Source organism: Mucilaginibacter sp. KACC 22773 (genome assembly GCF_028736215.1).
GTDB lineage: Bacteria > Bacteroidota > Bacteroidia > Sphingobacteriales > Sphingobacteriaceae > Mucilaginibacter.
On sequence record NZ_CP117883.1, the window covers coordinates 4501332 to 4528023 of the forward strand.

Annotated in this window: 21 protein-coding genes; 11 read left to right on the top strand and 10 right to left on the bottom strand. The window is 44.1% G+C overall.

Translation table 11 applies throughout. From position 1 onward, the window contains the following. Positions 1-123 precede the first annotated feature (123 nt). The 7 genes from PQ469_RS18260 (at position 124) to PQ469_RS18290 (ending at position 7479) form a co-directional block, all read left to right on the top strand. Positions 124-933, top strand: coding sequence for an MlaE family ABC transporter permease (locus PQ469_RS18260; RefSeq protein ID WP_090645494.1), 810 nt, complete (start codon positions 124-126; stop codon positions 931-933). Positions 934-943: 10 nt separating this feature from the next. Further along, the gene (locus tag PQ469_RS18265) at positions 944-1717 is read left to right on the top strand and encodes an ABC transporter ATP-binding protein (RefSeq protein WP_274208971.1); all 774 of its coding nucleotides are present in this window, start codon (positions 944-946) and stop codon (positions 1715-1717) included. A gap of 24 nt (positions 1718-1741) precedes the next feature. After that, positions 1742-2737 carry an MlaD family protein gene (locus PQ469_RS18270; RefSeq protein ID WP_274208972.1) on the top strand — a complete coding sequence of 332 codons (996 nt, stop codon included), beginning with the start codon at positions 1742-1744 and terminating at the stop codon, positions 2735-2737. Positions 2738-3353: 616 nt separating this feature from the next. Beyond that, positions 3354-3611: a hypothetical protein gene (locus tag PQ469_RS18275; protein WP_274208973.1), complete on the top strand. Its 258-nt coding sequence runs from the start codon at positions 3354-3356 to the stop codon at positions 3609-3611. A 65-nt stretch (positions 3612-3676) separates the two neighbouring features. Beyond that, a complete protein-coding gene (locus tag PQ469_RS18280) occupies positions 3677-4018 on the top strand; it encodes a PIN domain-containing protein (protein ID WP_274208974.1) in 342 nt (113 codons plus the stop codon). A gap of 477 nt (positions 4019-4495) precedes the next feature. After that, complete coding sequence (locus PQ469_RS18285) at positions 4496-4885, top strand: hypothetical protein (protein ID WP_274208975.1); 390 nt, start codon at positions 4496-4498, stop codon at positions 4883-4885. Positions 4886-4887: 2 nt separating this feature from the next. Then, positions 4888-7479: a DUF4132 domain-containing protein gene (locus tag PQ469_RS18290; protein ID WP_274208976.1), complete on the top strand. Its 2592-nt coding sequence runs from the start codon at positions 4888-4890 to the stop codon at positions 7477-7479. Between the two features lie 337 nt (positions 7480-7816). On the opposite strand, the gene PQ469_RS18295 is transcribed toward PQ469_RS18290, so the two are convergent. Then, on the bottom strand, positions 7817-8761 hold the full coding sequence (locus PQ469_RS18295; RefSeq protein ID WP_274208977.1) for an alpha/beta hydrolase: 945 nt from the start codon (positions 8759-8761) through the stop codon (positions 7817-7819). 440 nt (positions 8762-9201) lie between these two features. Between PQ469_RS18295 and PQ469_RS18300 the strand changes: the two genes are divergently transcribed. After that, positions 9202-10359 (top strand): acetyltransferase domain-containing protein, encoded by a 1158-nt coding sequence (locus PQ469_RS18300; RefSeq protein WP_274208978.1) that lies wholly within the window; start codon positions 9202-9204, stop codon positions 10357-10359. A gap of 244 nt (positions 10360-10603) precedes the next feature. On the opposite strand, the gene PQ469_RS18305 is transcribed toward PQ469_RS18300, so the two are convergent. The 9 genes from PQ469_RS18305 to PQ469_RS18345 form a co-directional block, all read right to left on the bottom strand. Next, entirely contained in the window at positions 10604-11848 is a 1245-nt protein-coding gene (locus PQ469_RS18305) for a sensor histidine kinase (RefSeq protein WP_274208979.1), read from the bottom strand. A gap of 341 nt (positions 11849-12189) precedes the next feature. Further along, complete coding sequence (locus PQ469_RS18310) at positions 12190-12807, bottom strand: DinB family protein (protein ID WP_274208980.1); 618 nt, start codon at positions 12805-12807, stop codon at positions 12190-12192. Positions 12808-12839: 32 nt separating this feature from the next. Then, on the bottom strand, positions 12840-13583 hold the full coding sequence (locus PQ469_RS18315; protein ID WP_274208981.1) for an isocitrate lyase/PEP mutase family protein: 744 nt from the start codon (positions 13581-13583) through the stop codon (positions 12840-12842). A 221-nt stretch (positions 13584-13804) separates the two neighbouring features. After that, on the bottom strand, positions 13805-15448 hold the full coding sequence (locus tag PQ469_RS18320; RefSeq protein WP_274208982.1) for a SusD/RagB family nutrient-binding outer membrane lipoprotein: 1644 nt from the start codon (positions 15446-15448) through the stop codon (positions 13805-13807). 30 nt (positions 15449-15478) lie between these two features. Further along, positions 15479-19240, bottom strand: coding sequence for a SusC/RagA family TonB-linked outer membrane protein (locus PQ469_RS18325; RefSeq protein WP_274208983.1), 3762 nt, complete (start codon positions 19238-19240; stop codon positions 15479-15481). Positions 19241-19439: 199 nt separating this feature from the next. Next, positions 19440-20597, bottom strand: a complete 1158-nt coding sequence (locus tag PQ469_RS18330; RefSeq protein ID WP_274208984.1) for a FecR family protein — start codon at positions 20595-20597, stop codon at positions 19440-19442. Between the two features lie 73 nt (positions 20598-20670). Next, a complete protein-coding gene (locus tag PQ469_RS18335) occupies positions 20671-21258 on the bottom strand; it encodes an RNA polymerase sigma factor (protein WP_090645434.1) in 588 nt (195 codons plus the stop codon). A gap of 229 nt (positions 21259-21487) precedes the next feature. Further along, positions 21488-22843 (bottom strand): sensor histidine kinase, encoded by a 1356-nt coding sequence (locus tag PQ469_RS18340; RefSeq protein ID WP_274208985.1) that lies wholly within the window; start codon positions 22841-22843, stop codon positions 21488-21490. Positions 22844-22983: 140 nt separating this feature from the next. Then, positions 22984-23325, bottom strand: coding sequence for a HopJ type III effector protein (locus PQ469_RS18345; RefSeq protein ID WP_274208986.1), 342 nt, complete (start codon positions 23323-23325; stop codon positions 22984-22986). A gap of 12 nt (positions 23326-23337) precedes the next feature. Between PQ469_RS18345 and PQ469_RS18350 the strand changes: the two genes are divergently transcribed. The 3 genes from PQ469_RS18350 to PQ469_RS18360 all read left to right on the top strand — a co-directional run bounded on the left by PQ469_RS18350 (position 23338) and on the right by PQ469_RS18360 (position 26498). Then, a complete protein-coding gene (locus PQ469_RS18350) occupies positions 23338-23604 on the top strand; it encodes a hypothetical protein (RefSeq protein ID WP_274208987.1) in 267 nt (88 codons plus the stop codon). A gap of 258 nt (positions 23605-23862) precedes the next feature. Further along, on the top strand, positions 23863-24594 hold the full coding sequence (locus tag PQ469_RS18355; protein ID WP_274208988.1) for a 3'-5' exonuclease: 732 nt from the start codon (positions 23863-23865) through the stop codon (positions 24592-24594). Further along, a complete protein-coding gene (locus PQ469_RS18360) occupies positions 24591-26498 on the top strand; it encodes a DUF294 nucleotidyltransferase-like domain-containing protein (protein ID WP_274208989.1) in 1908 nt (635 codons plus the stop codon). Before PQ469_RS18355 ends, PQ469_RS18360 begins: the two co-directional genes overlap by 4 nt. Positions 26499-26692: the final 194 nt, after the last annotated feature.

Consider the following 26692-nt stretch of genomic DNA (forward strand, 5'->3'; position numbering starts at 1 on the left):
CTTCGGACTTAAAACCCAAGACTCAGAACTCAATACTCAATACGCACAACTATCAAAACAATTACCGGATATTTGTTGTAGAACACGGTATAAACAAAGATGGATCAAAACATTACATAATTAATGGATACCGCACAAAGCACCAAACCTACTATACGCAAAAGGGTAAACAAGTTTAAGCAAAGCATTACCGACTTCCTGATAAGCCTGTACCGCATAAACCAGTTTATCCTGCGCTTCTTCAGGGAGGCATTTATGCCCCCTTTTGAGTTTAAAGAGGTTATGCGCCAGTGTTATGAAGTTGGTGTGCGCTCCTTTACCCTCATTACCGTTACCGGCTTTATTGTGGGCCTTATATTTACCAAACAATCGCGGCCGTCGCTTTCGCAGTTTGGGGCTACATCGTGGCTGCCATCGCTGGTATCTATAGCCATTATGCGGGCGCTGGCACCATTGGTTACGGCGCTTATCGCATCGGGCAAGGTAGGTTCGGGCATTGGGGCCGAACTGGGCTCTATGCGGGTAACCGAACAGATAGATGCTATGGAGGTATCGGGAACCAAGCCATTCAAATACCTGGTGTGTACCAGGGTACTGGCTACTACGCTTACCATCCCCATCCTATCTACCTACACCGGCTTTATTGCCATGTTTGGCGGTTATTTAAACGTGGCCCAAAACGAGGGCACCACCTGGACAACCTTTATACAGGAGTTTTTTGATCCCTTAACGTATACCGATTTCGTGGCTTCGCTTATCAAATCCATCGTATTTGGGTTTACCATAGGCATTGTGGGTTGCTACCAGGGCTATAACAGCAGCAAGGGTACCGAAGGCGTGGGCAAAGCCGCCAACGGCGCGGTGGTTACCGCCATGTTTTTGGTGTTTATTGAAGAAGTAATTATTGTACAGATAACCAGCTGGTTCCGTTAATCGATTTAGCATGGAAAAGAAAATTGTAAAGGCCGACCATAACAACCCGGTTATCACTATCCGGGGGCTTGAAAAAGCCTTTGAAGACTATCACGTTCTCCGCGGTATCGACCTTGACCTATACCAGGGCGAAAACCTGGTGGTATTGGGCCGCTCGGGTACCGGCAAATCTGTATTAATAAAAATCATATCCGGCCTGTTAACGCCCGATAAAGGCGAGATTAACGTATTAGGCCATAACTACGCCGAAATAAGCGAAAAGGAACTGCAGGAGCTGCGCATCCGCATCGGCTTCTCGTTTCAGAACAGTGCTTTGTATGATAGCATGACGGTACGCAAAAACCTCGAGTTCCCGCTGGTTCGCAACCGTAGGGGTATTACCCGTAATGAAATTAATACTGCGGTTGAAACCGTGCTTGATGCCGTTGGCCTGTCGCAAACTATTAACCAGATGCCATCCGAGCTTTCGGGCGGGCAGCGCAAGCGTATCGGCATTGCCCGTACGCTGATCCTGAACCCCGAAATTATGCTGTATGATGAGCCAACCGCCGGCCTCGACCCTATTACCTGCATCGAGATTAACGACCTGATTAACGAGGTACAGCAACGCTTCAACACCTCGTCTATCATTATAACACATGATTTAACCTGCGCCAAACAAACCGGCGACCGCATTGCCATGCTACTGGATGGCAAGTTTCAGCGCACCGGCAGTTTCGACGAGGTATTTGATACCAACGATAGCCGTGTTAAACCGTTTTACGACTATAACTTTATCCAATAACAAAAAAGACATTATACGATTATCATGGACGCATCAGAAAATAAAAAAGCAATCACCGTAGGCCTGTTCCTGGGCCTCGGCCTCATATTGTTTATCCTTGGCATCTTTACGCTTGGCGGCCAGCAAAAAGCGTTTGTAAAAAACATTCACCTCAGTTCGGTTTTCGGCGATGTGGCCGGGCTTAAAAAAGGCAACAACGTTTGGTTTTCGGGCGTAAAGGTAGGCACCATCAGCTCCGTGCGCTTTGAAGGACCATCGCAGGTGCGGGTGTCCATGAGTGTGGACCAGGCAACTCAGCAATACATCCACCGCAACGCCCAGGCCAAAATAAGCAGCGACGGATTGATAGGCAACAAAATCATCGTGATTGACGGCGGCAGCCCGCAGGCCCCCGAAGTACAGGACGGCGACGTACTACAGGCCGAAAAGCTGCTCTCGACAGATGATATCATGAAAACCCTGCAGGATAACAATCAAAACCTGCTGGCCATAACCGGCGACTTTAAAACCCTTAGCCACCAGATTTTACAGGGAAAAGGCACCATTGGCGCGCTAATGGCCGATAATACCATGGCCCTGCAACTGCGCGCCGCCATGAAAAACCTGCAAACGGCCACCCAAAACGCCGCGGTAATGGCGGCCTCGCTAAATGCGTTTAGCAATAAGCTAAACACCAAAGGTGGTTTAGCAGATAAAATGCTGACCGATACGGCCACCTTTAACCACATCCGCCTGGCCGTAAACCAGCTGCAACAAGCCGCCAGCAACGCCAGCACCCTCACCAACAACCTGAACAAAGCCAGCGACAAACTCAACCGTACCGACAATGCCCTCGGCGTACTGCTAAACGACCCCAAAGCCGCCGTTAAAGTACAAACCACCCTCGACAACCTGCAACAAAGCTCCGTCAAACTAAACGACGACCTGGAAGCCGCCCAGCACAACTTTTTCCTGAAAGGTTTTTTTAAGGACAAAGCCAAAAAGGCCAAGGCAGATAGTTTGAAAAAGGCGGGGCAATAAGGCCTTGACCCTACCCTGTCATGCGGAGTGTAAAATTTCGCTAAACGCTGAACGGGAAAAACATTCAAAAATAAACGACTGTCATCCTGAACGGAGTGAAGGATCTATTCGCGAACTTTTCTAACGGTCATGCACAGCTGATAGATCCATCGTACCTGCCATTGACACATTTATAACTTACTGATTATCAATTGCAAAAAAAAGTGTCATTTGCAATGCGATCATTTGTGCGCAAATAAAGGTTACTCAGGATGACAGGAAAATTGGGTATGTCATGCTAAGCTGTAAATTTCGGAAAATTCTGAAGAGAGAATAACTTTCATCGCATATCGGCGACGACTCACCCCAACGAGGCTCCGCCCGTCTGCCCCTCCGACTGCGTCGCATAGAGGGGCGAAAAAGGAAAAACAAAATGGGGTTCACCCTCTTTGCGGCGTAAGCCGGAGGGTCGGCCAGCGCAGCGTAGCCGGGGTGAGTCGTAGCCAGCATTCAAGAACAATGTTTGTGTAAACTGAATTTGTCATGCGCCTGCTTCGGTGTAACAGGGCGACTGGTACCAGGGTTTACATTTCCACAATTATTCTGTATTTTTGATTGAACAGTAATATCAGCAACAATGCAAACAACTTACAGACTAAAGGCGCAAGAGATCAGCATGGCATTTCTGAAATCCCTGAAAACAATGTTTGCCGGGCAGGAAGTCGAGATCACTGTAAAATCTGTAGACAGTCCTCAAAAAAAATCGGATAGCCCTGTAAATAGCAATTTACTGCAAATGATAAACGACAACCGTAAGGCTGCTCCTGTAATTTCTCCGGATGTGGACATCAGGGCATTAATTGATGATTCACACAACCCGGTTGGGGGCGAGTAGGATGAATTATATCGACACAGATGTATTGACCCCATTTACTTATCAACCAAAATTCAAATTTACATTTGAAGGTAAATGATATGATAGAGGATATGGTTACAACTCAAACTCTTCTCATATCCTGCCTCAGCATTCAGGAACTTGGATTTGTACTTGCTAAACTTGATCAGCCAACCTCATTTATTACAACAAAATTAAACCAATTGATTTCGTCGTCCCCTGTTCAATATGGCCTTGATGAATTTAAAAGGGCCATGGAGTTGGCGTCATCGATAGGTTTTAAAGATTTTAATGACTGCCTGCACACCGCCATAGCCGAAAAACATTGCACAGACCTATACACCTGTAACTATAAGGATTTTAAAAGAATTCAGCCGCTTACGAAACTGAATATACATTTTCTATAAGTTTAAGAGCCGGTAAAGCACCACTCCTTCCGTTGATACTGAGGGACGAAGCATTTAAAATATCGAATGCGTCTTAATTCTTGATTCTTACATATTGACTCTTTTCCCGCCGTTGCCTGCGGCCCGCGCTTTACACTCATACGCGCACAGGGCATTAGGCGCAGGCCGGTATCCGTTTCAATCGCTAACGGGGGGGATTGGAGAGGTGTGCATTTGGATTTCCAACAAAATCGTCATTTGCATGCGAGGCATACGCGGTGCGCGTGCGTCAGCTTTGGATGGACAATTCACTCACACAGTCCCACAGAGTCCCTCGGACAATCATTGGAGAAAGTAATTGACCAACTGCACTACCTGGGTTTATTTACACCGGCAAAAATAATTGGTAAGTAGTTGAGGCAGCTATCAATACCTTTTATAACTTTACGCTTATCTGTTACCTTATTATAATTATAGTAATTACCATACAAGCAAAGCATGATTATTACCATCAAAGACGAGACTTTTGCCGGCAAAATATTGCATGAACTGGAGATAGAATTTAAAACCGAAACGGTTAGCGTGCAGGACATTATAACCGGCAGGGTAATTAAAGAGGTAGAAAATTATAACAACAAACTGCCCGAATATTTTAATGGTTTGATTGAACCATCGGATGTGGAGAAAACGCTTAACGGCTTTAAGCTGAAACCCAAAAAAGTAATTGATGCCGAGAAGCAGGTGTATGTTGCTTTAAATGCATTTCAAAACAACGGTTTTTTTGTACTAATAGATAATATCCAATCAGAAAGCCTTGATCAGCAAATTGCCTTGCGAAAAGATACCACCATCAGTTTTATTAAATTAACGCCATTGGTAGGTGGCTGATTATGAGCATTTTTGATAAAATTAAAGACGCGTTATTTAAAACCGCGCCGGCGCAAAATACCCCGACGGCCCACAAACTAAGTGAGTTTGACCAAATAGTTCACAATTCGCGCGTAGAACACGCCCGTAAAAGCAGTTATTTTTATGGCTTAAAAATAAACACCTTATCAGTTTACACACAGGAAGTTGCTAATTGGCCGGATAAAAAGAAAATTGAATTTATTATTTACTGCCTAAATGAAAACAGCGAATACAACAAAAAAAACGCCAACTATTCATCAAACGACAAAGCCGGGCATAACAAAGAAGTAAGACTGGCTTATACAGCACAGCTGTTTAAAACCAAGCTTGCCATTGACGACCATGACATGGAAAGGATTTTACAGGTGTTTGCCCAAAACAAAACCTGGAACCACAGCGTGTTTTACCAATGGCCGGTAATAGCCCTCATTAATCAGCTTACCCGGCAATACAGCAAATCGGGCGTATCCGAACAAATGATAGCATTGCTAAACGGGTTTAAATTAAAAATACAGCAAATAGACCAGGTTTATTGGGAAAAAGACAGGCTAAAGTTGATAGAGAAAATAGACCAGCTGATATTTGGATCAACAGCATCGCCCGAGACGGTGAAACCGACACTATTTTTAGGTGATGATCCGTTTTCTGCCTATGCCAACCAGGTTATCCAGGCATTGCCAGATGCTGACAAGCAACTTTGGTATCAATTAATTACCAAAGCTTCAAAAGCTACAGGATCTAAGCCATCCAATAAATACTTGTTGGAAAGTAAGGAGCTGTTTAAACAATTAGGTGCCGATAAATTTAAAACCGTTGTTAATGGCTGGTTCCTGTTTGTTATTAATTTAAAGGAAGAGACCAAAGTGTATACAAGCGGTAGCTACACTTACTCCACATCAACATTTTTAAGCGCCATTAACATGGAAGCCATTAAGGGTTTTGCGTGGATGTGCGCACATTTTCATGATAACTCCACCCTTAATAATCTGGCCAAACTTGCCGAAAGATGTTATAAAAAAATGCCGGGTATAGGGCCCGCAGCGGCCGGTATAGGCAACGCCTGCCTTTATGCGCTTTATAAATCAAAAGGGTTGGATGGCATAGGCCACCTATCGCGCCTCAAGCTTCGCATCAAACAAACTAATACCCAACAGATTATTGAAAAATACATGCAGCAAGCTGCCCAGGAGCAAGGTGTATCTACCCACGAGATTGAGGATATGGCTGTTGACGACCTTGGCTTTGTAAACGGCACACGGGAGTTTCAGTTTGAAAACTTTACCTGCATACTTAAAATTACAGGCGTTGGCAAATCTGAGCTAAACTGGTACAAAGCCGACGGTGTGCAGCAGAAAGCAGTACCAACGGCTATAAAAGACAAACAGGCCGCCAGGCTAACAAAAATAAAAGGTATCCAAAAGCAAACCGACCAAACAACCAGTGCCCAGCGCGATCGTATTGACCGAATGTTTCGCATTGATCGTAAATTAAGTTTCAGTGCTTTTAACGAGTTTTATTTACATCATGGACTGATGTGTTCCCTTGCCAGGCAAGTCATCTGGAATGTTACGCAGGCTGGCAAACCGGCATCGGTAATATGGATAAACGGTAAGTGGCTTAATAACAACAGCGAGGAGATTACACCTGACGAGAATGGCGAGGTATCCCTATGGCACCCGGCATTGGTGCCACTGGCCGAGGTACAACAATGGCGGCAGTTTTTAACACAACATCAAATTCAGCAGCCTTTAAAACAGGCGTTCCGCGAGGTTTATTTACTTACCGAAGCCGAAATAAATACTCGCATATACAGTAACAGGATGGCTGCGCACGTGTTAAAGCAGCATCAGTTTAATATGCTGGCCAAAACCAGGGGCTGGAAATATTCATTGCTTGGGGCCTACGATAACGGCATAGAAAACGGCATGGCCGAACTACTTTTGCCGGAACATGGCCTTAAAGTGCAATATTGGATAAGCGAGGTAAACGCCGAAGACGCTTTCAACGATACCGGCATATGGAACTACGTAACAACAGATCAGGTAAGGTTTGTGCGAGCAGATAGCGACAACGTTGTTGACCTGATAGATGTTCCTGTATTGGCGCTTTCTGAAGCGCTCCGTGATGTCGACCTGTTTGTTGGCGTGGCAAGCGTTGGCAACGACCCTACCTGGCAGGATTCGGGCGGGGTGCCTGCTTTAAACAACTATTGGGCGGCATACTCATTTGGCGATCTGTCTGAGCTGGCCAAAAATCGCAAAGAAATACTGGCTGGCCTGGTTCCCCGCTTAAAAATAAGCAAGGTTGCACAAATACAGGACAAATTTTTGGTAGTAAAAGGCAAACTGCGGACTTATAAAATACACATTGGCAGTACCAACATCCTGATGGAACCCAACGACCAATATTTATGTATTGTGCCAGACAGGGGTCAAAAAAGTCCCACCGAAGGCTTGTTTATTCCGTTTGAAGGCGATGCGGGCCTTTCGGTAATCTTATCCAAAGCTTTCCTGCTTGCCGATGATGATAAGATAACAGATAGCACCATTACGTCGCAGATAACCAGGAAGTAGACTTAGTTTTTAAAACTTAAGTCTTCCTCCTGGTTATCGTTCTTCCTTCGGAATTTCACAAATTTTACCACTCAGGATAACAGCTTTTAGGATAACATCCTCCCCCGCTGAAGTCGCTAACCTCGAACTACCGCCGTAGTCTCCAGACTACAGGATGCCCAGACCGGCCCTAACCGAACCACCCTGATTTAGCCCCTACCTCCCCCTTCTTCAAGGAAGGAATCCCACACATCCTGCGCTTTTTTATTCAGCCTGATAACACCGACCAGAAACTAAACGGGGCTATTCAATTGGTATGGGAGGCCACTAAGGGCAAAGAGACAATTAAAGTGCTGTACTATTTTTTTTTGGCTTCTTTTAAAAAGAAATCTGTCATTTTATTAAAAGTATTTTCATTGAATGTAATCGGTCCGTGCTGACCTTTAGGAACAGAAATAAACTCAGTTAATATTCCCTGTTCTTTCAATGCTTTGGCAAAAAGCTCACTTTGGCAATAGGGTACAACATTATCAGCATCGCCATGAATTACCATAAAATGAGGATCCGCTTTGTCCAGAAAGGTGATGGGGTTGAGCAGGGCTATCATATCAAGATTATCGACCGGATTGCCTCTAATAAGCGCACCTTCGGGAGAGTCTGCTCCTTTAGGTTTCTTACACTCATCCATCAGAGCCATGTCAATAGGGCCAAACCAATCAACTACCGCATTCACAGAACTGCTGGCTGCGGTATAATTTCCTACGTCTCCTTCTATGTCAACCTTCACTTTCCCCACTGTAAATTCTTTAACAGAATTTGATGTTCCGGCGAGCGAGGCAAGATGTCCACCTGATGAATAGCCTGTAATGCCAATAAATGAAGCATCAATTTGATATTTACCAGCATTTGCCCTTATATATCGTACCGCAGCTTTCACATCATTGATTTGGGCTGGGTAAGGAGCATCGCCACTTGACCTGTGGTTAATGGCTATAACCGCAAAACCGCTGTCAAGCAATGGTTTTCCAAGGGCATCAAACGCAGCTTGTTTCAAATTATTGCCATACCATGCGCTACCGTATATTACAATAATTGCCTTATAGGTGGGTTTTGCTGCGTTAGGCAAATGGATGTCGAGGTTATGATACTCTTTGCCATCATCGGCATAATTCAAATTGAGCCATTGCTTAACCGGAACAATTACGCTATCTTTTTGAGTGGTTTCTTTTGTTAATTGCTGATTTTTTTTGCAGTTAAAAAAAAATATAATAAGAACTGAAAAGGCTAATTTTAAAGTGGTCATTTAGTATAATTTAGATCAAAAATATTACTATTATTCCGTATGCTCAGGCTTCACCAAAAATAAAATAACCCTGTTGTTCATAGAGTTCCCCTCTCTACCGCAGGTCCACCTTTGTGGTCCGCGTGCTAAGTATACGCCATACATAACCCAGAGATTGCTTCGTCCCTCGCAATGACATGGTGGTGATAACAATTAGTATAATGCCCAAAAAGCCACCTAAGGCCGGCCCTGTCAACTAAGCGTTTCTGACAGCGGCTAACCTCGTTGTCCGTAGAGTTCTCTGTCTTCGAATTATTATGCCCGTAGCCTCCACACTAAGGTGCCTACTCCCGCTACCATAATCAAGTAGCAAAAAGCGTTCATACAATGCTTGTTTAAAAATCGGGATAAGGAAGATACCTTATTGAGAAAAGCTAACGTTTTGTACTATCTTTATTTTAATGAAACAACGTATCCAGTCGGTAGACATCGTGCGCGGATTAATCATGATTATCATGACGCTTGACCATGCCCGCGATTTTTTGCACCTGGCCGGGCCGCCCCCGCTTGATGTACAGCGCACCACGGTGATACTGTTTTTTACGCGCTGGATAACACATTTTTGCGCACCCACCTTTGTTTTTTTGAGCGGCGTATCGGCATGCCTTGCCGCGCAACGCCGAACAACCGGCCAAATGACCACTTTTTTACTAAAACGAGGTGCCTGGCTCATATTATCCGACCTGGTAATTATCAGCCTCATCTTTAGCTTTGATGTGCATTACCATTTCCCGGTGCTGGAGGTTTTGTGGGCCATTGGCTTTGGCATGATTATTTTGGCCTTACTGATTCGGGCACCTAAAACAATTATAGCCGTGGTTGCAATACTGATTATTGCCAGCCATAATTTACTTGACAACGTTGATTTGCCTAAAAGCGGCACGCCTGGCAACCTTACTACGCTATTATTGAATGGCGTAGGGGCATTTATCCCTATCGGCGCCAACCGGTTTATTTTCGCTATTTATGCCGCCATTCCGTGGACGGGGGCTTTATTGTTAGGCTACGTTTTTGGCCATCTGTACAAAAAGGGCTATAATGCGGCAAAGCGGCAGAAAATATTAAAGCTTTCGGGCTGCGCCTTGATTGTGCTGTTTGTTACCTTGCGGCTCATCAACCATTACGGCGACCCTGCGCCCTGGGCCGTTCAGCGGAATACGGCGCATACCTTGCTTTCGTTCCTGAACGTGAGAAAGCAAACGCCCTCGCTCCTGTTTATGTTGATGACGCTTGGGCCGGTATTGCTATTGTTGTCGGTTACCGAGGGCACAAGCAACCGCGTTACCCGGTTTTGTACTGTATATGGCAATGTGCCTTACTTTTATTTTATCGCACATTTGGTGTTGCTGCGCATAATCAATGTAGCGGGCGTTATAATGGCCGGTATTCCGTTTGACTTTCAGAAGCCTACACCGGTATGGGCCGCGCCGGGTTTCGGTATTCCGCTTTGGGGGGTGTACCTGTGCTGGATAACCGTTATTGCGCTGATGTATTACCCCTGCCGTCACTATGGCCGATATAAGCAAACACACAGCGGATGGTGGTTATCCTTTATATAGGATTGGGATACCTGGTTGTCGCAAATCAGCAAAAAAACCGCCCAGGCAGGCCAGGCCCACGCTGTTCGATTCTCTGACTTCGAATTACTATGCCCGTAGTCACCAGCCTACAGGGTGCCTAAAACAATCGATACCAGGACAATTTAGAAGTGATATAACCCGGTAAACCAGACCAGGTCCGACATGAATGCGCCAGCCCCGGCCTCTTCGCTTTGCGCAAATACGGTGTATAAGTATAACCCTGTTAAATAATAAACCAAAATATAGTTCCATTTACCCCATTATCCGTTACACCAATTTGCCCGCCATGCGCTGCTATAATTTGGGAAGAAATATATAAGCCCAAACCAATGCCTGAGTATTTTTGGGATGTATTTTCAACCCTGAAAAATCTGTCGAAAATATTATCTTTTTTATCGTCCGGAATTCCAATTCCCCGGTCGGCCACACTTAGTTTGATCTTTCCATTATCAACGGAGCTGATATTTACTTCTACTAAAGTATGCTCTGGCGAGTATTTAAAAGCATTTGTCAGGAAATTGCATAGCACCTGGTCAATCCGGTTGTAATCTGCAAATACCGTTAGGTTTTCATCTCCCTGTATAGTAACCTGGTGCATTCCATCCACCGATTGGCATTGCTCAACACATTCGGCAGCCATTTTCATAATATTGAAGTCTTCTTTGTGTAATTGCAACTGTCCGGCCTGTATACGGGTTACATCAAGCAATTCATCAATTAAACTGGTGAGCTTGTTAATTTGTTTGGATGAACGGTGTACAAAAGGCGCAATAACAGCCAGCTCATCATTTTGGGCCAAAATTCGCTCGAGCACCTGCAAAGATGCTTTTACGGTAGTTATGGGTGTTTTTAACTCGTGGCTTGCTATACTCATAAATTCGTCTTTTTTTGCCATCAAATCTTCTGCGGCCTTCGTCAGTACCTGCTGGTGACGGCTTTGTTCTTCTGCCCTTTTCCGTTCCTCAATTTCAGCCTCCAATTCGTCGAGTGTTCTTAAGCGGTAAATCATCGGAAGCAATCTGTATAATGCGAAAACCGTAAACACAGATATAATTGCAGTGAATAACCTGACCAGGGCACTAAGACGGTAAGCCGGCCACCAAAATATAATAGCATCTAATAAATGGGTAGTGCCGCACAACAGGATAAAACCAATAAAAAGCCAAAGTATTTTAGGGAAAGGAATATCCTTCCGTTTACTGATAATCCGGAAAAGCAGGAAGGGGATTGCGAAGTATGCTGCCCAGATAGCCATGTCTGACAATATATATAACCATCCATGAAAATCAGACCAGTTGCCGCAATGCCATCTTGCGGGCCAATCGGCAGTATCAAAAAGTTTTGCAAAAAAACTTTTTACCTGGCTTATAAATCCGCCGTTGCCCAAATCGGGCTGTATGCGGTGAGTATAACATGATGGGCCACACTTTACGGGCACTTTATTTACCAGGCTTACTTTATCTTTCATATCGAAAAAACATTTCTGTTTACAAAACTAAAGATAGTATTCCCGCCGATTTTTCCAATGGCCGTTAAGCCATTTTAGCTTCTGGTTGTTGGTATCGGAGCACCGGCCAAAGCTGTTATTTTACCCGCTGTTCGAGGTCCGACTTCGGATTACTATGTCTTTTTCTGCAGACTAACGGGTTTATTCAAACGGGATTGCCGTTCGTCCTTCAGCATATTTTTTGGAAAGCCAAAGCGTCAAACGCCCTCTAACGATATCAACAAAAAAAGCCCATACCCTGTATAACCAGGATATGGGCTCCTAAAACTTACTCCTATGTGAACTTTTAAAGCGCCTGCCCGTTATTTGGGGAACCCAACATCCCCCTTTACCTCGTTTATTTGTTGGGTATGGCGATTACTGTGGGCTGCTATCAGCAGGATAAACTGGTAACTATCGTAAGTGCCAACAGGCAATACCAACACGTGGTTGCGCAGGTCTGTTTTGGTGTTTTTTATGAGGTCTATCAGCTTTTCGCGATTAGATCTGAATGCGGCGAGCGCTTCGGTAACGGTTTTGTAGGGCGAATTTGCCGGCTCAAGCGCGGCGAAGGTTTTGGATTTATGTGTGCGATCTTCCACGGCCTTTATGAGGTCGTCGTCGGTAAATTTAATACCGGCCCGTTTTTCGGGGTTAGCCGGTTGCGCTAAGGTAGGTTCGGCCATGGCCCAGAGTTCTTTTTCGGCGGCGGCAATATGTTTAATACAGTCGGCCACGCTCCATTTATCAGCAGCGGGCTTAAAGTTTAACTGGGCCGCGCTCAAACCTTTAACGGCATCAAAAACGCCAGATTCGGTTTGGGTGAGCAATTGCGTAGCTTTTTCTCTTTCTTGTGGGGTTATCATGTTGCTTGTTTGTTGTTGCGCGCTGCATTGGTATGCTGTAAAGCTTAGCAAGGCGAGGATGATGATACGTTTCATGGATTGAAGTATAAAATTTATAATTTTTTACCCTAATACAAGGGCATGAGTGATTGCGAAGTATTTACTTGTTTAATTAGCTGCTCCAGGTGCCCATAAGCCGCCCTATAAGGAAAAACTGCCATACTGATCCTTTTTACACCGGCAATTTGCAATGCCTCAACAGTAGCCAAATTTGGGTTACCAACAACATTAACAGGGAGGGAAACCGCCATGCTGATTTGTTTAATAACTGCGGCATCGCCTATGCCGGTAACAAAAAGGCCATCTGCGCCGGCATCGCGGTAAAGCCCTGCCCTAAGGATAACGGTTTCGAGCGGCGAGGCCAGTTTTTGCAGGTAAACATCAGTGCGGGCATTTATAAAAAGCTGCTGGTTGGTTTTGGCAAGGTAGTTTTTGATGCTATCCAGTTTACGCAAATAAACATCCTGGCCCTGGGCGTCCTCCAGATTAATGCCAACAACCCCAATATCCAGCAGCTGCTGAATTTGTTCATTGATAACCACCAGATCATTACTATACCCTCTCTCAAAATCGACCGACAGTGGAAGATCTGTTGAGGCTTTGATCCTTTGAACAATGTAGAGCAATTCATTAAAAGGAATCTGCTCGCCATCGGCATAGCCCATTGATTCGGCAATTGCGCCACTTGAAGTACCTATCGCCTCAAAACCGGCAACTTGTATCAGCCGCGCGCTTTTGGCATTCCAGGCGTTACCTAATAAAAACGGAACCGGCTGATGATGCAGCTGGTAAAAGGTTTGGTAATGAGTCATACCTTATCTTATATATTTTATACAAACTTATGTTGTTTCCGGCAATTAAAAGGGTGCAAATTAGACATTATGGCGGGCCGATTTGGACATTGGTAGTTGGCGAAATTACAGCTACTTCAAACTAAAAAAGCCGCCCTGGTAACAGGACGGCTCATACATGTACTTATGTCAAGTGCTGCATCACATTGGTGTTATTCGGTGTAATGCCGTTTTGCATTTTCTTATTTGGTAATCCAGATTTTAGTGCTGGTCAGATCACTGCCACCGGTTGCTGCTTTCCAGTTGGCCGTGTTCAGTTGCGCTTCATCGGCCGGATACTGGTAACGTTGTAAGCTGCCATAATTTTGTTTATAGCCCGCCGGGTTATTGGTATCCATTGGTGTTGCGCCGCCGGTTCTTCTTAGCAGGGTCCACGCTAACCAGGGCTGGCGAAACATATCAACCCATTCCTGCGCATAGATCTGGCTAAGTGCATTTGAGGAGTTAAAGGCAACTTTGGGGTTGGCCAATATAGCGTTGATAGTTGCAGTAGATGGTGTTTCTGAAGTAGGTTTGTTTACAACCCAAACGGATGAATTGTACGCTACACTATTCCAGAAGGTAAGTGATGCGGTAACGCCTGCATTATATTCACTTTGTGCCGACGATGTGCTTTGCGCTACACCCGCAACGCCACGTGCATAAACTTCTGCTTTTAAAAAGTGTACCTCGGCCGGTGTAATGAAAATTTCGGGACATGCACCTGTCGAGCCGGTAGCAATTCCGTCCCTTCCCCAGTAATAATTATAATCGGAATACAAATTGCCATCTTTATGAGCTGCCCAACCTTTATTATCAGCATCTCTTTCGGTGTTATAAGGGTCGCCGCCATCTGTTATAGGGGTGGCCGGGTTTTGCGGATAAGGTACCCAGTTACCCGCCCCGTTAACTTCAAAAAATATTTTACACCTTAAGTCAAATATTCCGCTGCCGTCGGTATTGTTATTGCTGCTGAATAAGTTCCATAGGGTGCTGCCCATTCTTGCGCGGCTTTCCTGGTGGAAGAAGAAACCCCTTCCAGCTCCGTCTATATCAAAGGATATGCCCGGAATATTGGCTTGTTTAAAGCCAACAACATCGGTAAGCGGGTTGCTGGATAGCTTGGTTATGGCATCGGCTATTATTGGCGCCGCATCTGTATTGTCTTTATCATACATGGTAAGCGCGTAGCGCAAACGCAGCGAATTGGCAAACGCTTTCCATTGGCCGATATCGTTGTTTAAAAGAAATTCCGAACCAAACGAAAACTGGGTACTGCTGGTAGTAAAGTGGTTTGCAGCCCAGGTAAGATCGGCCAGGCAGGATAAATATACAGCCTGCTGTTTATCATACGGCACTTTAAGATCGGCAGTAGAGCCCGAAAATGCCTTTCCTGCTTTAGAATATGGCATATCGCCATATAGGTTGGATACTTCAAGCGCCTCGTAAGCCCGCAATACTTTTACCATACCTATAGCATTAGTGTATGTTGCCGAATCGGGACTGCTGGCCATGGTGGTAAGCATTTGATCCATAGCCGGTAAATTGGAGTAAAACAAGCTCCAGTTTTGCCCTTCTACAAAACCGAAATCAGATACGGCATATACAGCGCCCAGTTGGGTTACGGGGTATAGCCATCTTGCTTCGGCCCAGTTGCCTATGTTAGCCGCACGATCCAGGTTAGCGCCGATACCTGTGTAAAGCTGTTGCAAGGTGGCCGATGCCGGGCCGCTATAAGGCGCGTTTTCCTTTTGAAAATTCTTGGTACATGACGCAAGAACTGCAGTAATGAACAATGAAGTAGTTACTACCATTGCCCATTGTTTTATATCATGATACTTAATCATAAGTTTCGTTCTTAATTTTTAACAATCCTATTAAAATCCCGCTTTTACCGAAAAACCGTAGGAGCGTACGCCAGGTAAGCCACCAAACTGAATACCCTGAACGTTTCCGGTACCTACAACACTTTCAGGGTTTATCCTGTCGGGCAATGTATTGAACAGGTAAAAAAGGTCGCGGCCGATTAATGATACGGACAGGGTTTGGAGCAACTTTGTTTTTTGTACAAATTCTTTCGGCAGGTTATAAGTGATTGACACCTCACGTAGCTTACCCCATGAATCATTGAATATAGAGTTGGTGCGTACTATCGGATCATTATCCCATGATTGATAATTACCCGCGTATTTCCACCAGGCATTTACAACATTGGTGTTTGGTGTATAGGTACCCGCTGTTGAGCCCTGTACCACGCCAGGTAAAATTACACCAACGTTGGCCTTTGTTCCGTCGGGATAAGTATAAGCTAAGCCGTGTCCGTCCCTTTCGTAAACGGTTTCAGGGGCCATACCCTGCCCCATAAGGGTAGCGTAATCGCCAGACCAGATCTGTCCGCCCACCTTAAAGTCTGTCAGAACATATAAGCTGAAGTTTTTGTAACGGAAACTCTGCGAAATACCGCCAGTCAGTTTTGGCGTAGCATCGCCTATTTTAACCAAATTGTCTGATGTGGCGTATTGAGAGCCAAGTACGGGGCCGTTTCCGGTGTTTGTGCCATCAGCGTATATCAGGTTAACAATTTTTTGGCCATTTGGCGCATATTTGTAATCGTACCCGTAAATGCTGCCATAATTTTGGCCTACATCAACTTTCATCAAAACCCCGTTGCTGCCAAACCATGACCCTAACTGCAATGAGTTAAGCCCTGGCTCAAGCGCGATAACCTTGTTTTGGTTATGTGCCGCGTTCAGCGTTACATTCCATGAAAAATCGCTTGATTTAATCACCTTTGCATTCACGGTTAATTCAAACCCCCTGTTGCGTAATGCGCCGGAGTTTATTAAAACGTTTGGAACACCCGATGAACCAGCTACAGGAATTGTTATTTCCTGGTTGTCTGAGTAGGTGTTATAGTAAGTAAAATTTACATCCAGCCTGTCATTGAAAAAACCCAGGTCGGGCCCAATTTCAAAAGAACGTGAACGTTGCGGCTGTATGTTGGTTGGGTACGAGCTTGGCAAATTCAACCCGGTTGTGAAACCTGGCGTGCTTGAGGTTGGGCGGTAGGTAAATCCGTTTTGATAAGGCAAATAGGCATTTGCACTTTTGGCCTCGCTTACACGTATTTTGCCATAAGTGAGCCAGCTTTTTACCGAACTCATATCAAACGCATCGGTAAACACAAAGCTTAAACTTGCCGAAGGGTAAAAATAACTCCAGTTTGTTGGGCGCAAGGTAGACGACCAGTCATTTGTTCCTGCCAGATCCAGGAACAGGCAATTTTTGTAAGAAAGATTAAGCAAGCCATAAACAGTATTTATTTGCTGCTCATACCTGTTTTCTGACGCATTAAGTGCCGTTGATGAATTGCCTGCGTAATTGCTCAGGTTAAATAAAAACGGGTAGTTAAATGGCCCGGGATTATTTTGGGCAATATCATACATGTTGCGGTAGTAGTGCCTTGCACCTACCGAAAGACTGGCATTAAAATCGGGAAGTAACCTGTTTTTATGAAATATCAAACGACCATCGAGGTTGTTGGTAGCATTTTTGGCCAGGTCATATCCGTAGCTGCCAATTAATCCTGCGGCATCTGTAGGATAATTTTTAGTTACATACTCGTTGGTGTAATAATCCAAACCAACGTTACCCACGGCCTTTAACCAGGGTGTAACTTCGGCATTTAATGATATGGAGCCTACAAACTGGTTTTGTGTAAGCGTGGTAATATCATTAAATGTATTCCACCAGTAATATTGCTGCCCATACTCAAACGGCGATTGCTTTAGTATAGGGTTTTGTGATCCGTCGGCCAGCGTAGTCAGCCCTCTTTCAATCGGCTTATAATCTGCAGGTAAATTGTACACAGTCATATAACCCAGGCCGATATTACCCGCACCTCCGTTTTCACCGTATATATTTGGTGGATTAAATTTGGTCAGGTTAATATAACTGGCTGTAGCGTCAACCTTAACTTTGGGGCTGATGTTTATTGATGAACCTATATTAAATGTGTTGGTGGCGTTATTACTATTGTAGGTAATAGCCTCATTGGTTGACCGTGTATAGGAAACGCGCAGGGTACCAAGTTCCCCACCGCCCGAAAGGGCTATGTTATGGGTTTGCGTATTACCGGTTCTGTAAAAGCTTTTGAAAATATTTGAATTGCCGGTATAAGGCCTGGTTGTACCATCCCACCAAACAAGCGGCTGTCCTTCCATTTTAGGCCCCCATGATGCACCATCGCCGGGAAAACCAATATAATTATAAAACGGCCCGCCGGCAGCGCTGGTAACACCCGGGCTAACATAAGCCCCTGGTATGTTGCCCAAAGGACCATATGGGTCGCCTCCTATTTGTTCCTGCCGGTTTTTACCATTGGCATCTTTATAAAAGAAAGGATTTGCCGAGTAAAGGTCTTCTGTCATCCCGTTACCGTATTCACTTTGCGTTTTTATAAAACGATAAGGATCATTAGCGCGATAGGTGTAGCCATAATCAACACCAAAACCTTTCTTTTTGTTGCCTTTTTTAGTTACGATAAGTATTACGCCGTTGGCGCCGCGTGCACCGTATAACGCCGCTGCAGTTGGGCCCTTCAACACATCAAGGCTTTCGATGTCGTCAGGGTTAAGGCTGTTTAAAAAAGATCCGTTATCTACCGGCGGTTGCGAAACGTCGGTACCGCCGTTGCTAAGTGATAAGGCATCATTGAAAGACTGTACCCCCCCTTTTGGCTGTACAGGTTCATTATCAATAATAACATTATCAACCACTATCAGCGCCTGGTTGTTCCCGGCCAGATTGTTATTACCCCTGATAACTATACGGTTTGAAGAACCTTCCACGCCGTTTGGCTGGGTAATATTCAGGCCTGCTATTTTGCCCATTAAGCCAGATGCTATATTTGGCGGGTTAACTTTATTCATATCGGCACCTGATATTGTCTGAGCTGCGTAGCCTAATGACCTTGCTTCGCGTTTTATACCCAAAGCAGTAACAACTACTTCATTTAACGAACCAGCGCTTTTTTTCAGTTCGATAACTAAATTTGTACTGGTGCCTATTTTTATTTCCTTGCCTTCATAGCCAACATACCTTATTATTAAAATGTCGCCTGCCGACGCGTTCAAGCTAAAGTTACCATTTACATCGGTTTGCGTGCCATTGGTTGTTCCCTTCAGGCCGACGGAAGCACCGGGAAGAGGCATCCCGGTTGAATCAACTACTTTTCCGGTAATAGGCGGAGCTTCATCCGCCGCGTCTTTTTTTAATTTTTGCTCGTATCGGATCAATATGGTTTTGTCGTCGATACTGTAAGTCAGCGATTGTCCATCCAGCACCTTATCTAAAACATCGGCAAGTGGCGTGTTTATAAAATTCACGGCCTGCGGCTGGATGTTTTTAATTTTATTGGATGCAACAAGAACGTTATAACCAGTTTGCTTCCTAATCTCTTTGAAGATTTGTTCAAGCGAAGCGGAATTATTTTTGTAGGTAATTTTTTGAGCGATGCTCAATGCGCTAACATGTAAGATGGTAACCGTCAAAATAATAGAGGTAAGTCTCATAATCAGCAGGAATTTGCGGATATACCCCTTCCGGGTACAAAAAAATCCGTTGAACTTTTTATACATTTGAATGTCTGTTTTACGTGAAATATTGGTTCAAAGCAATTTTATCGTTTGCCGGCCGGCAAACGATGTGAGCAGGCTATTAAGCAGGGGCACAGCGAATGCCTCTGCTATTTTTCCTTTTCACTTTTCTGGAGTTTATAGTTATTGTTTCTTCATATTTCTCTGGGTTTAATTTATAAATAGTTATTAATCAAGTCAGTTATTTTTTTTCTATAAAAATCTTCTTTCCTTCAATCCTGAATTTTACATCGCCGGTTATTTCCAGCATCTTTAAAACTTTAGATACGTTATCATACCTGGTGATGCTGCCCCAGTATTCAACATTGGTATTCTTATCTTGCGGATAAACAATATCAACATCATACCACCGCGATATCTTCCGCATTATGCTTTCCAGCTTCTCGTTATTAAAAAGGAAGTAGCCATTTTTCCAGGCGGTAACTTCTTCGGTATCTGTTTCTTTTACCAGGATATTGGTTTTATCAGAAACAGTTATTCCCTGTTGACCAGGCCGCAACGTAGCCATTGAATTTCCTCTTGTTATTTTTATACCGCCGCTAATCAATGTGGTTTTTATAGCCGGCTCGTCATCGTAAGCGTTGATGTTAAATACAGTACCGATATCTTCAATGGTTTGACCTTTTACATCTACCCTAAAAGGTTTTGAAGCATTGTGCCTTACATCAAAGTATACCTGCCCGGTTACTTCAACCCGCCTTTCTTTAGATTTAGAAAAATCAACCGGAAACCTGACAGATGACTGGGCATCAAGGTATGCCACTGTTCCGTCTGCTAAAGTTATCGACGACTGGCCGCCACGAGGTGTAGAAAGGGTGTTGTATCTTATTGTGCCCTGGTTATCTGCATTCCCGGGAGCAATCAAGCTTTTGTTTAGGGTGTAGGCAAGCACTCCGTTTTTATTACGGGTTACCTGCAGTGCGCCTTGCCGGTAAATAATCCCTTTTTTTATACCGGTTATGTAAATCTTTTGCCCGTTGGCAAGGGCTAATACGGCCTTATTTTGCCCCGGCGGAATATCGTGGTGTGTAGTTGCAGTAAGTTCGTTTTTAGTAACATTATTTCTAATAAGATAAAAACCGCCCAGGCTCAATAATATTAAAACACATGCGGCCGCACTTATCCGAAGCGGAAGTGATATCACCCTGCCTATCCTGAATTGACTTTTCAGGTTTTCACGAACGGCTGCAGCATCCTGAAGGCGCTCATCAAGTGTATAATCGGGCAATTCCGATTCCTGATGATGCAAATACCAGCTTTCAATCAGCGATTTCTCATCATCAGTTGCCGTATCGTTTCCGTATTTATGTAATAAATCCCTGAGCTCCTGATCGTTCATACTACTATTTATTTCCCTTTATTTTAGTAAGACAAACAACGCGTACCGTACAGGTAAATAAAAATAAAATATTTTACAAGAGCCGAAAAAGCATCAATAGATAGATAAAAAAACCGAGGCGAACCCTTAATGTTTTTAAGGCGTTGGTAACATGCTTACTTACGGTTTGCTCGGAAATATCCAGTTGCTCTGCGATTTGTTTATGTGAGAGATGTTGTTTGCGGCTAAGTTCAAATACCTGCCGCATTTTTGGCGGAAGAGCGGCAATCTCTTTTTCGATAAGCGTAGCAAGTTCGTGTTCACGGACCAGGTGATCGGTGATGATCTGGCTTGCTTCGGTTTGAATAAATTGTATTAAAGACGTGGTATATTTTTCAAGTATTGATTGCCGAGCAATTCTGTTCAAAATATTGTTACGTAATGACGTATATAAATAACCCGAAAGATTAGAATGGCAATTAATTTGGTCGCGTTTAGCCCACAAGGTTGTGAAAACTTCCTGAACAACATCTTTGGCCTCTTCTCTGTCTCGTGTTTTATTATAGGCATGATTAAATAAAGTGAGTGTGTACCTATCGTATATTTCTACATAAGCAGCCTGATCCCCCGACTTAAATAAGTCAACCAATTCGTTGTCCGAAAAGTGCTTTAGGGTGGTCATTTTAAAGAAGTTGATAACGAATGTATGAAATTTAAGAATATAAATATAAAAACAAAAAAATTATCAGTTGCTGCGTACACAGCGCTTCATTAGTGTTACTAATGGCCCCCTGTTGTGTGTTGTCACCAACAGGCCAATTATTGTCAATAAAGAATTGCTTTGATGATGCATTTAGCGAATTTGCTTCCGGAAAAAGTCGTTGGCGACAACAGCAACAATGGCGCATTAATCACACTCCAACAGCTGCCGGTATAAAAATAAAAAAGCTGGAGCCCTGGCCAAAGGTGCTGTCAAAGCCTATCCGGCCGCCCTGGCGCTCAATAAATTCTTTGCATAACAGCAGGCCAAGGCCAACACCTCGTTCGTTGTTGGTACCAAAACCGGGTTCGGTGTTTATGGAAAATATCTTTTGCTGTTTATCAGGTGCTATGCCTTTCCCATTGTCGCTAACCGTTATTTTACATTCGTTAAGTACCAGTTGGGCATCTATATTAATAATGCCCCCATGCGGGGTAAATTTAATGGCATTGCTGATGAGGTTGCGCACTACCAGTTGCAGCATATCCACATCGGCAATAGCTGTTATGTTATCGTCAATGCGGTAGTTTAAAACGATATCTTTTGTAGAGGCCTGCATTTTCTCCATTTCAAGGGTATTTTGCAATACCGAAAGCAGGTTTATGGACACCAGGTTAACCAAAGGCCCCTCCATTTGTGATTTTGACCAATACAACAAATTGGTAAGCATTTGCATGGTATTATTAGTAGCATTAAGCAGCTCTTTTTCCAGCGCAGGCCGTTCATGGCTTTCCAGTTCATTTTCGTTCAGCAACCCCAGGTAGCTTTGTATGTTAATGAGCGGCGCACGCATATCATGCGATATGATAGACATTAACTTGGTTTTCTCGGCGCTGCTTTGCTCCAGCTGGTCTTTTTGAAGCAGTATTTGTTGGTTACGTAGTTCTACAGTAGCCGCTTTTTCTTCGGATATACGCTTTTCGTTATCGTAGCTTCTCCTGATGTATTTGATTATAACATAAATAGTAATCACCGGGATAGGGAATACCGTAATCCTATCTATAAACTGGCCTTTACCGGCAGTAAAAGGATACTTTACTAAAAAAGGGTAGTAATAAGCTACTGCGTGCACAATTAAAAAGCACATGAGATAAGCAACTAACCATACTATATGCTGCCGGTAAGGCGAAATTGCAAGCAGCAGTAATAAATAAACGGGCCAAATCAAATCGGTAGAGCCATCGATGCCCGAGTTTGCAAAGTAGTTTAAGGAAAAAATACCGATTCCGGCTAACCCAAACAAAATATTATTATGATTGTGCCCGTTAAACCGGGAATGGTAATACTGGTAACCGAAAAACGCCCAAAGTACAAAGGCCGAAAATGAACCTATGTAAAGCCCGGCAAAAAAATTATATGGAATATAAAAGCTGGTTAGTATAATCAGGCTTATACTGATGGAATGGAAAATCCTGCTTTCTAACGGGAATGCCGACGGACTGCCTATTAAATTAGTCCAAAAACCATTTATTTTTTTTAAAACAGGATGCGAAGTAAGTTTGGGCATGGTATAAATTACAAACCATTTGGTTTAACAATTATAGCTGGTAAGCATTAATACGGAGGATTTATCTATTTGTTCGCAATTGGTAAATTATAAGTGGTAACGTTTTTGCCTGCCGCGCTAAATTTCGTTTTTCGCGCCTACTATTTCGCGCTCAAAGCCTCACCCTCAAAAACCATCCCGTCCCAGCCATAAGTCATAAACTGCCTTATATTTTGATGGTCTGTTGCATCCGGGTTGGCTAATACCGATTGATAATGTTCGGCAAATAACCAGAGTGTATGTGCTGCGCTTAACTTATTAAGTTTGGCACAGGTAAAAACCCTGGCGCTCCCCTGGTTTTGCGTGGCCTGATTATATACATCGCCATTTTTAAAAGCGGTTGGCTGATGGTTGTAATGCGTGTCAATCAATTTTATAACTTCATTAAATGCCAGCAATCCTTTTTGGGATGCCATTATTAACTCAAGTAGCTGCTCTTTCATTCCGAATATTTTTTGGCGAAAGTAAAAAAAGAAAAATCAATCCCAATATATACAGAATCGATAGTGCTCCCGGTTTTGCCGTTGCTACTGGGCTTATATTGCATTTACATAGCTGTACCCTCGCTGATTATTGAGCTTGAAAGCCAAAAACATACGCTAAGCCTGGAGGATATTTACAAGGATGGCAGGATGGGAATTTTGGAAATTTATTTGAAAGAGAAGCTAAGGACAAGGTTTTACGATAACTGCCCGCACACGCCGTACGAAAACCTTTTATAACGACTTTTTTTTAAAAATATTTTGAATCGGAAGCTGTTTTTTATAACTTTATAGCTACCAACCACTTAACACCATTGATAACTTTTATTTTAACAACGCTACTGCTAAGTGCATTAGTTTGTTTAATTTCTGTGCACTTTCTTCCAAAAGAGAAATAACAAAGTAAAGTGCTGTATTTTATCAACACATACCGCTGTTAGAAATTTCCCTGCGCCCGTTTAATCCCCATCAACTTCTGGCAGAATTAATTACTTTTGAATGCCCGCGCAAACAGCATCGGCAAATACCTTGAACGACTACTTTTTATTTATCGATACAGAAGCATCGGGCCTCCCGCTTAAATGGGACCTGCCTTACAGCGCCGACGAGAATTGGCCCCACGCCCTGCAGGTGTCATGGCTTATTTACGACAGGCACCACACGCTGATTAAGCAACAGAACCACTACATAGGCAGCGAAGGCATCCATATTACACCTGCCGCCCTGGCTATTCACGGCCTTACCCCGGAGTTTTTGGCTATAAACGGCAAACCGCTAACCGAAGTACTGCAATTGCTGACCGCCGATTTGCAACAATACCAACCTATGGTAACAGGCCATTTTATACGCCTGGATTATTACCTGCTGGGGGCGGCGTTTTACCGGTCGGCCATGGAAAACCCGTTGAATACACTGCCTGTTTTTTGTACCATGGCAGCTACCACGCACCTGGTGCACAGCTCGCTTACGCGACATTTAAGGTTAGAAGAGCTGTACTACATGTTGTTTAACACCGACTTGCAGCACCAGCACAACGCCCTGCATGATGCCCAGGCTACCGCCGCTTGCTTTTTTGAGTTACGCAACCGTGGCGAAATCCCGGATAAAAGCATCAGGCAGCAAAACCTGGATTTTGAACAACAGCGCGATCCAGCCCAAAAGCAAAAAGGCTGCTTATTGCCCGCGTTAATGCTTATATTGTTGGCAGCCATCATCATTTACAGCTTATGAACAACCGACTGGAATTCCTGAGAACTACTACGCCTTTTAACGCCCTGCCTCCCGATGTGCTGCAAGGCGTAGCCGAGCAGTTACAGGAAATCAGCTACCAAAAAGACGCGGTGATTTACCAGCAGGATATAACCATGATGAAGGGGGTTGATATTATTGTAAAGGGCAGCTATGAATCGTTTTTTTACGATAGCGCCGGCAATAAGCGCTTGATAGAAAACCACCAGCCCGGTTTTTGCTACGGCGGCGTTTCGGTATTGCTTAACAGACGGCGGTCGTTACGTACGGTTGTTGCCAAAAAGGGAACGCTGGTGTATTTTTTGCACCGCAGGGATTTTCGGCTGCTGTGCAAAACTTACGAAGATTTCTTTTTGCATTTTACAGCCGAGTTTGGCAAGCGGATGCAAAACGAGGAGTTTGTGCATTTTTTTAAGCAACCAGCCTCCTTTGCCGAAAGCTATATCGCATCTGAGCAATTATACTCGCGCCGCGTAGAAAGTATAGAATACCGGCCCGTAGTAGGCTGCCATGAGCAAACGCCCATATTTAAAGCAGCACAGCTTATGGCTGCCCAAAAAACCAGCTGCCTTTTTATATTGGATGATGAGCAAAAGATTATTGGCTACGTAACTGATATTACGCTGCGCGATAAGGTGATAGCCCGGCAATATGATACTGCCGGTGCCGTAAGCCCGGTTATGGATACGCCTATAGTGAGCATCAGCGCGGATGCCTTTGTTTACGAGGCGCTACTGATGATGTTCCAGACCAAAACCCGGTACATCCTGATCCAAAAGGCCGGGGGATATGTGGGCTTTATCAGCCGCAATAAGTTGTTGAGCGAGCAGGCGCAATCGCCGCTGGTGTTTATACAATCGGTTAAGCTGGCGCTATCAACAGATGAGCTGAAACGTAAGTGGCAAAGCGTACCGCAGTTTGTGACCCAACTACTTGGCCGTGGTGTAAACGCCGAGATTGTGAACCAGATAATTACTACCGTTGCCGATACTATTGCGCAAAAAGTAATTGAAAGTGTAATTGACCAAATTGGGCCGCCTCCCGCCAAATTCGTTTTTATGGTGCTGGGCAGCGAGGGCCGTAAAGAACAAACCTTTAAAACCGACCAGGACAACGCCATTATTTATGAAGATAAAGCCAATGAGCACCGCGAAGAGGTACGGGCTTATTTTCTTGACCTGGCAACCCGGGTATCCAACGATTTAAACAACATTGGCTTTGTATACTGCACGGGCGATTTTATGGCCCAAAACCCTAAATGGACGCACTCCCTATCGCACTGGAAACGCAATTATGAGTACTGGATGGACGAATCTATCCCCGAAACGGTGATCAATTTTTCTACCTTTTTTGATTGCCGCACCATTTATGGCGAAAGCGCCATTATGAACGAACTGCACCAGTTTTTAGACGAACGGCTGCAACAGCCTTTAGAAAAGCTATTTTTCCATATGGCCAAAAATGCCTTGCAATACGAGCCGCCATTAACGTTTTTTAACACCATTCGCACGTTTAAAAAAGATAGCCGTGAGGTATTTGATATCAAAAGGACAATGAGCCCCATTGTTGACCTGGTACGAGTTTACGCCCTTAAGAACCGCATTTTTGAAGTAAACACCGGCGAGCGCATGAAAGCGCTTAAAGCAAAAGGAATTTTCTCCGAATCAGAATACCATGAACTGATCCAATCCTACTACTTCCTGATGAACCTGCGCCTAAAAAAACAAACCGAACAGATTATCCAGGATCATACCGAACCTGATAATTACATTGACATCTCGCAGCTTTCAAAAATTGAACGCGTTACATTAAAGGAAATTTTCAAGATCATCGAAAACTTTCAGTCAAAGATCAAGGTATCGTTTACGGGTGGGTTATTGAGTTGAGTTTTTGTTCAGGATGTATTTGATTTTACAAAAACATTGGCTTTGAACGCCGGCTACGACTCACCCCGACGAGGCTACGCCCGTCTTCCCCTCTCTCCGACTGCGTCGCATAGAGGGGGCAAAAGAAAAAGGTAAGAAAGCAAAAAATAAGCTTCACCCTCTATGCGGCTTCAGCCGGAGAGAGATTCAGCGTA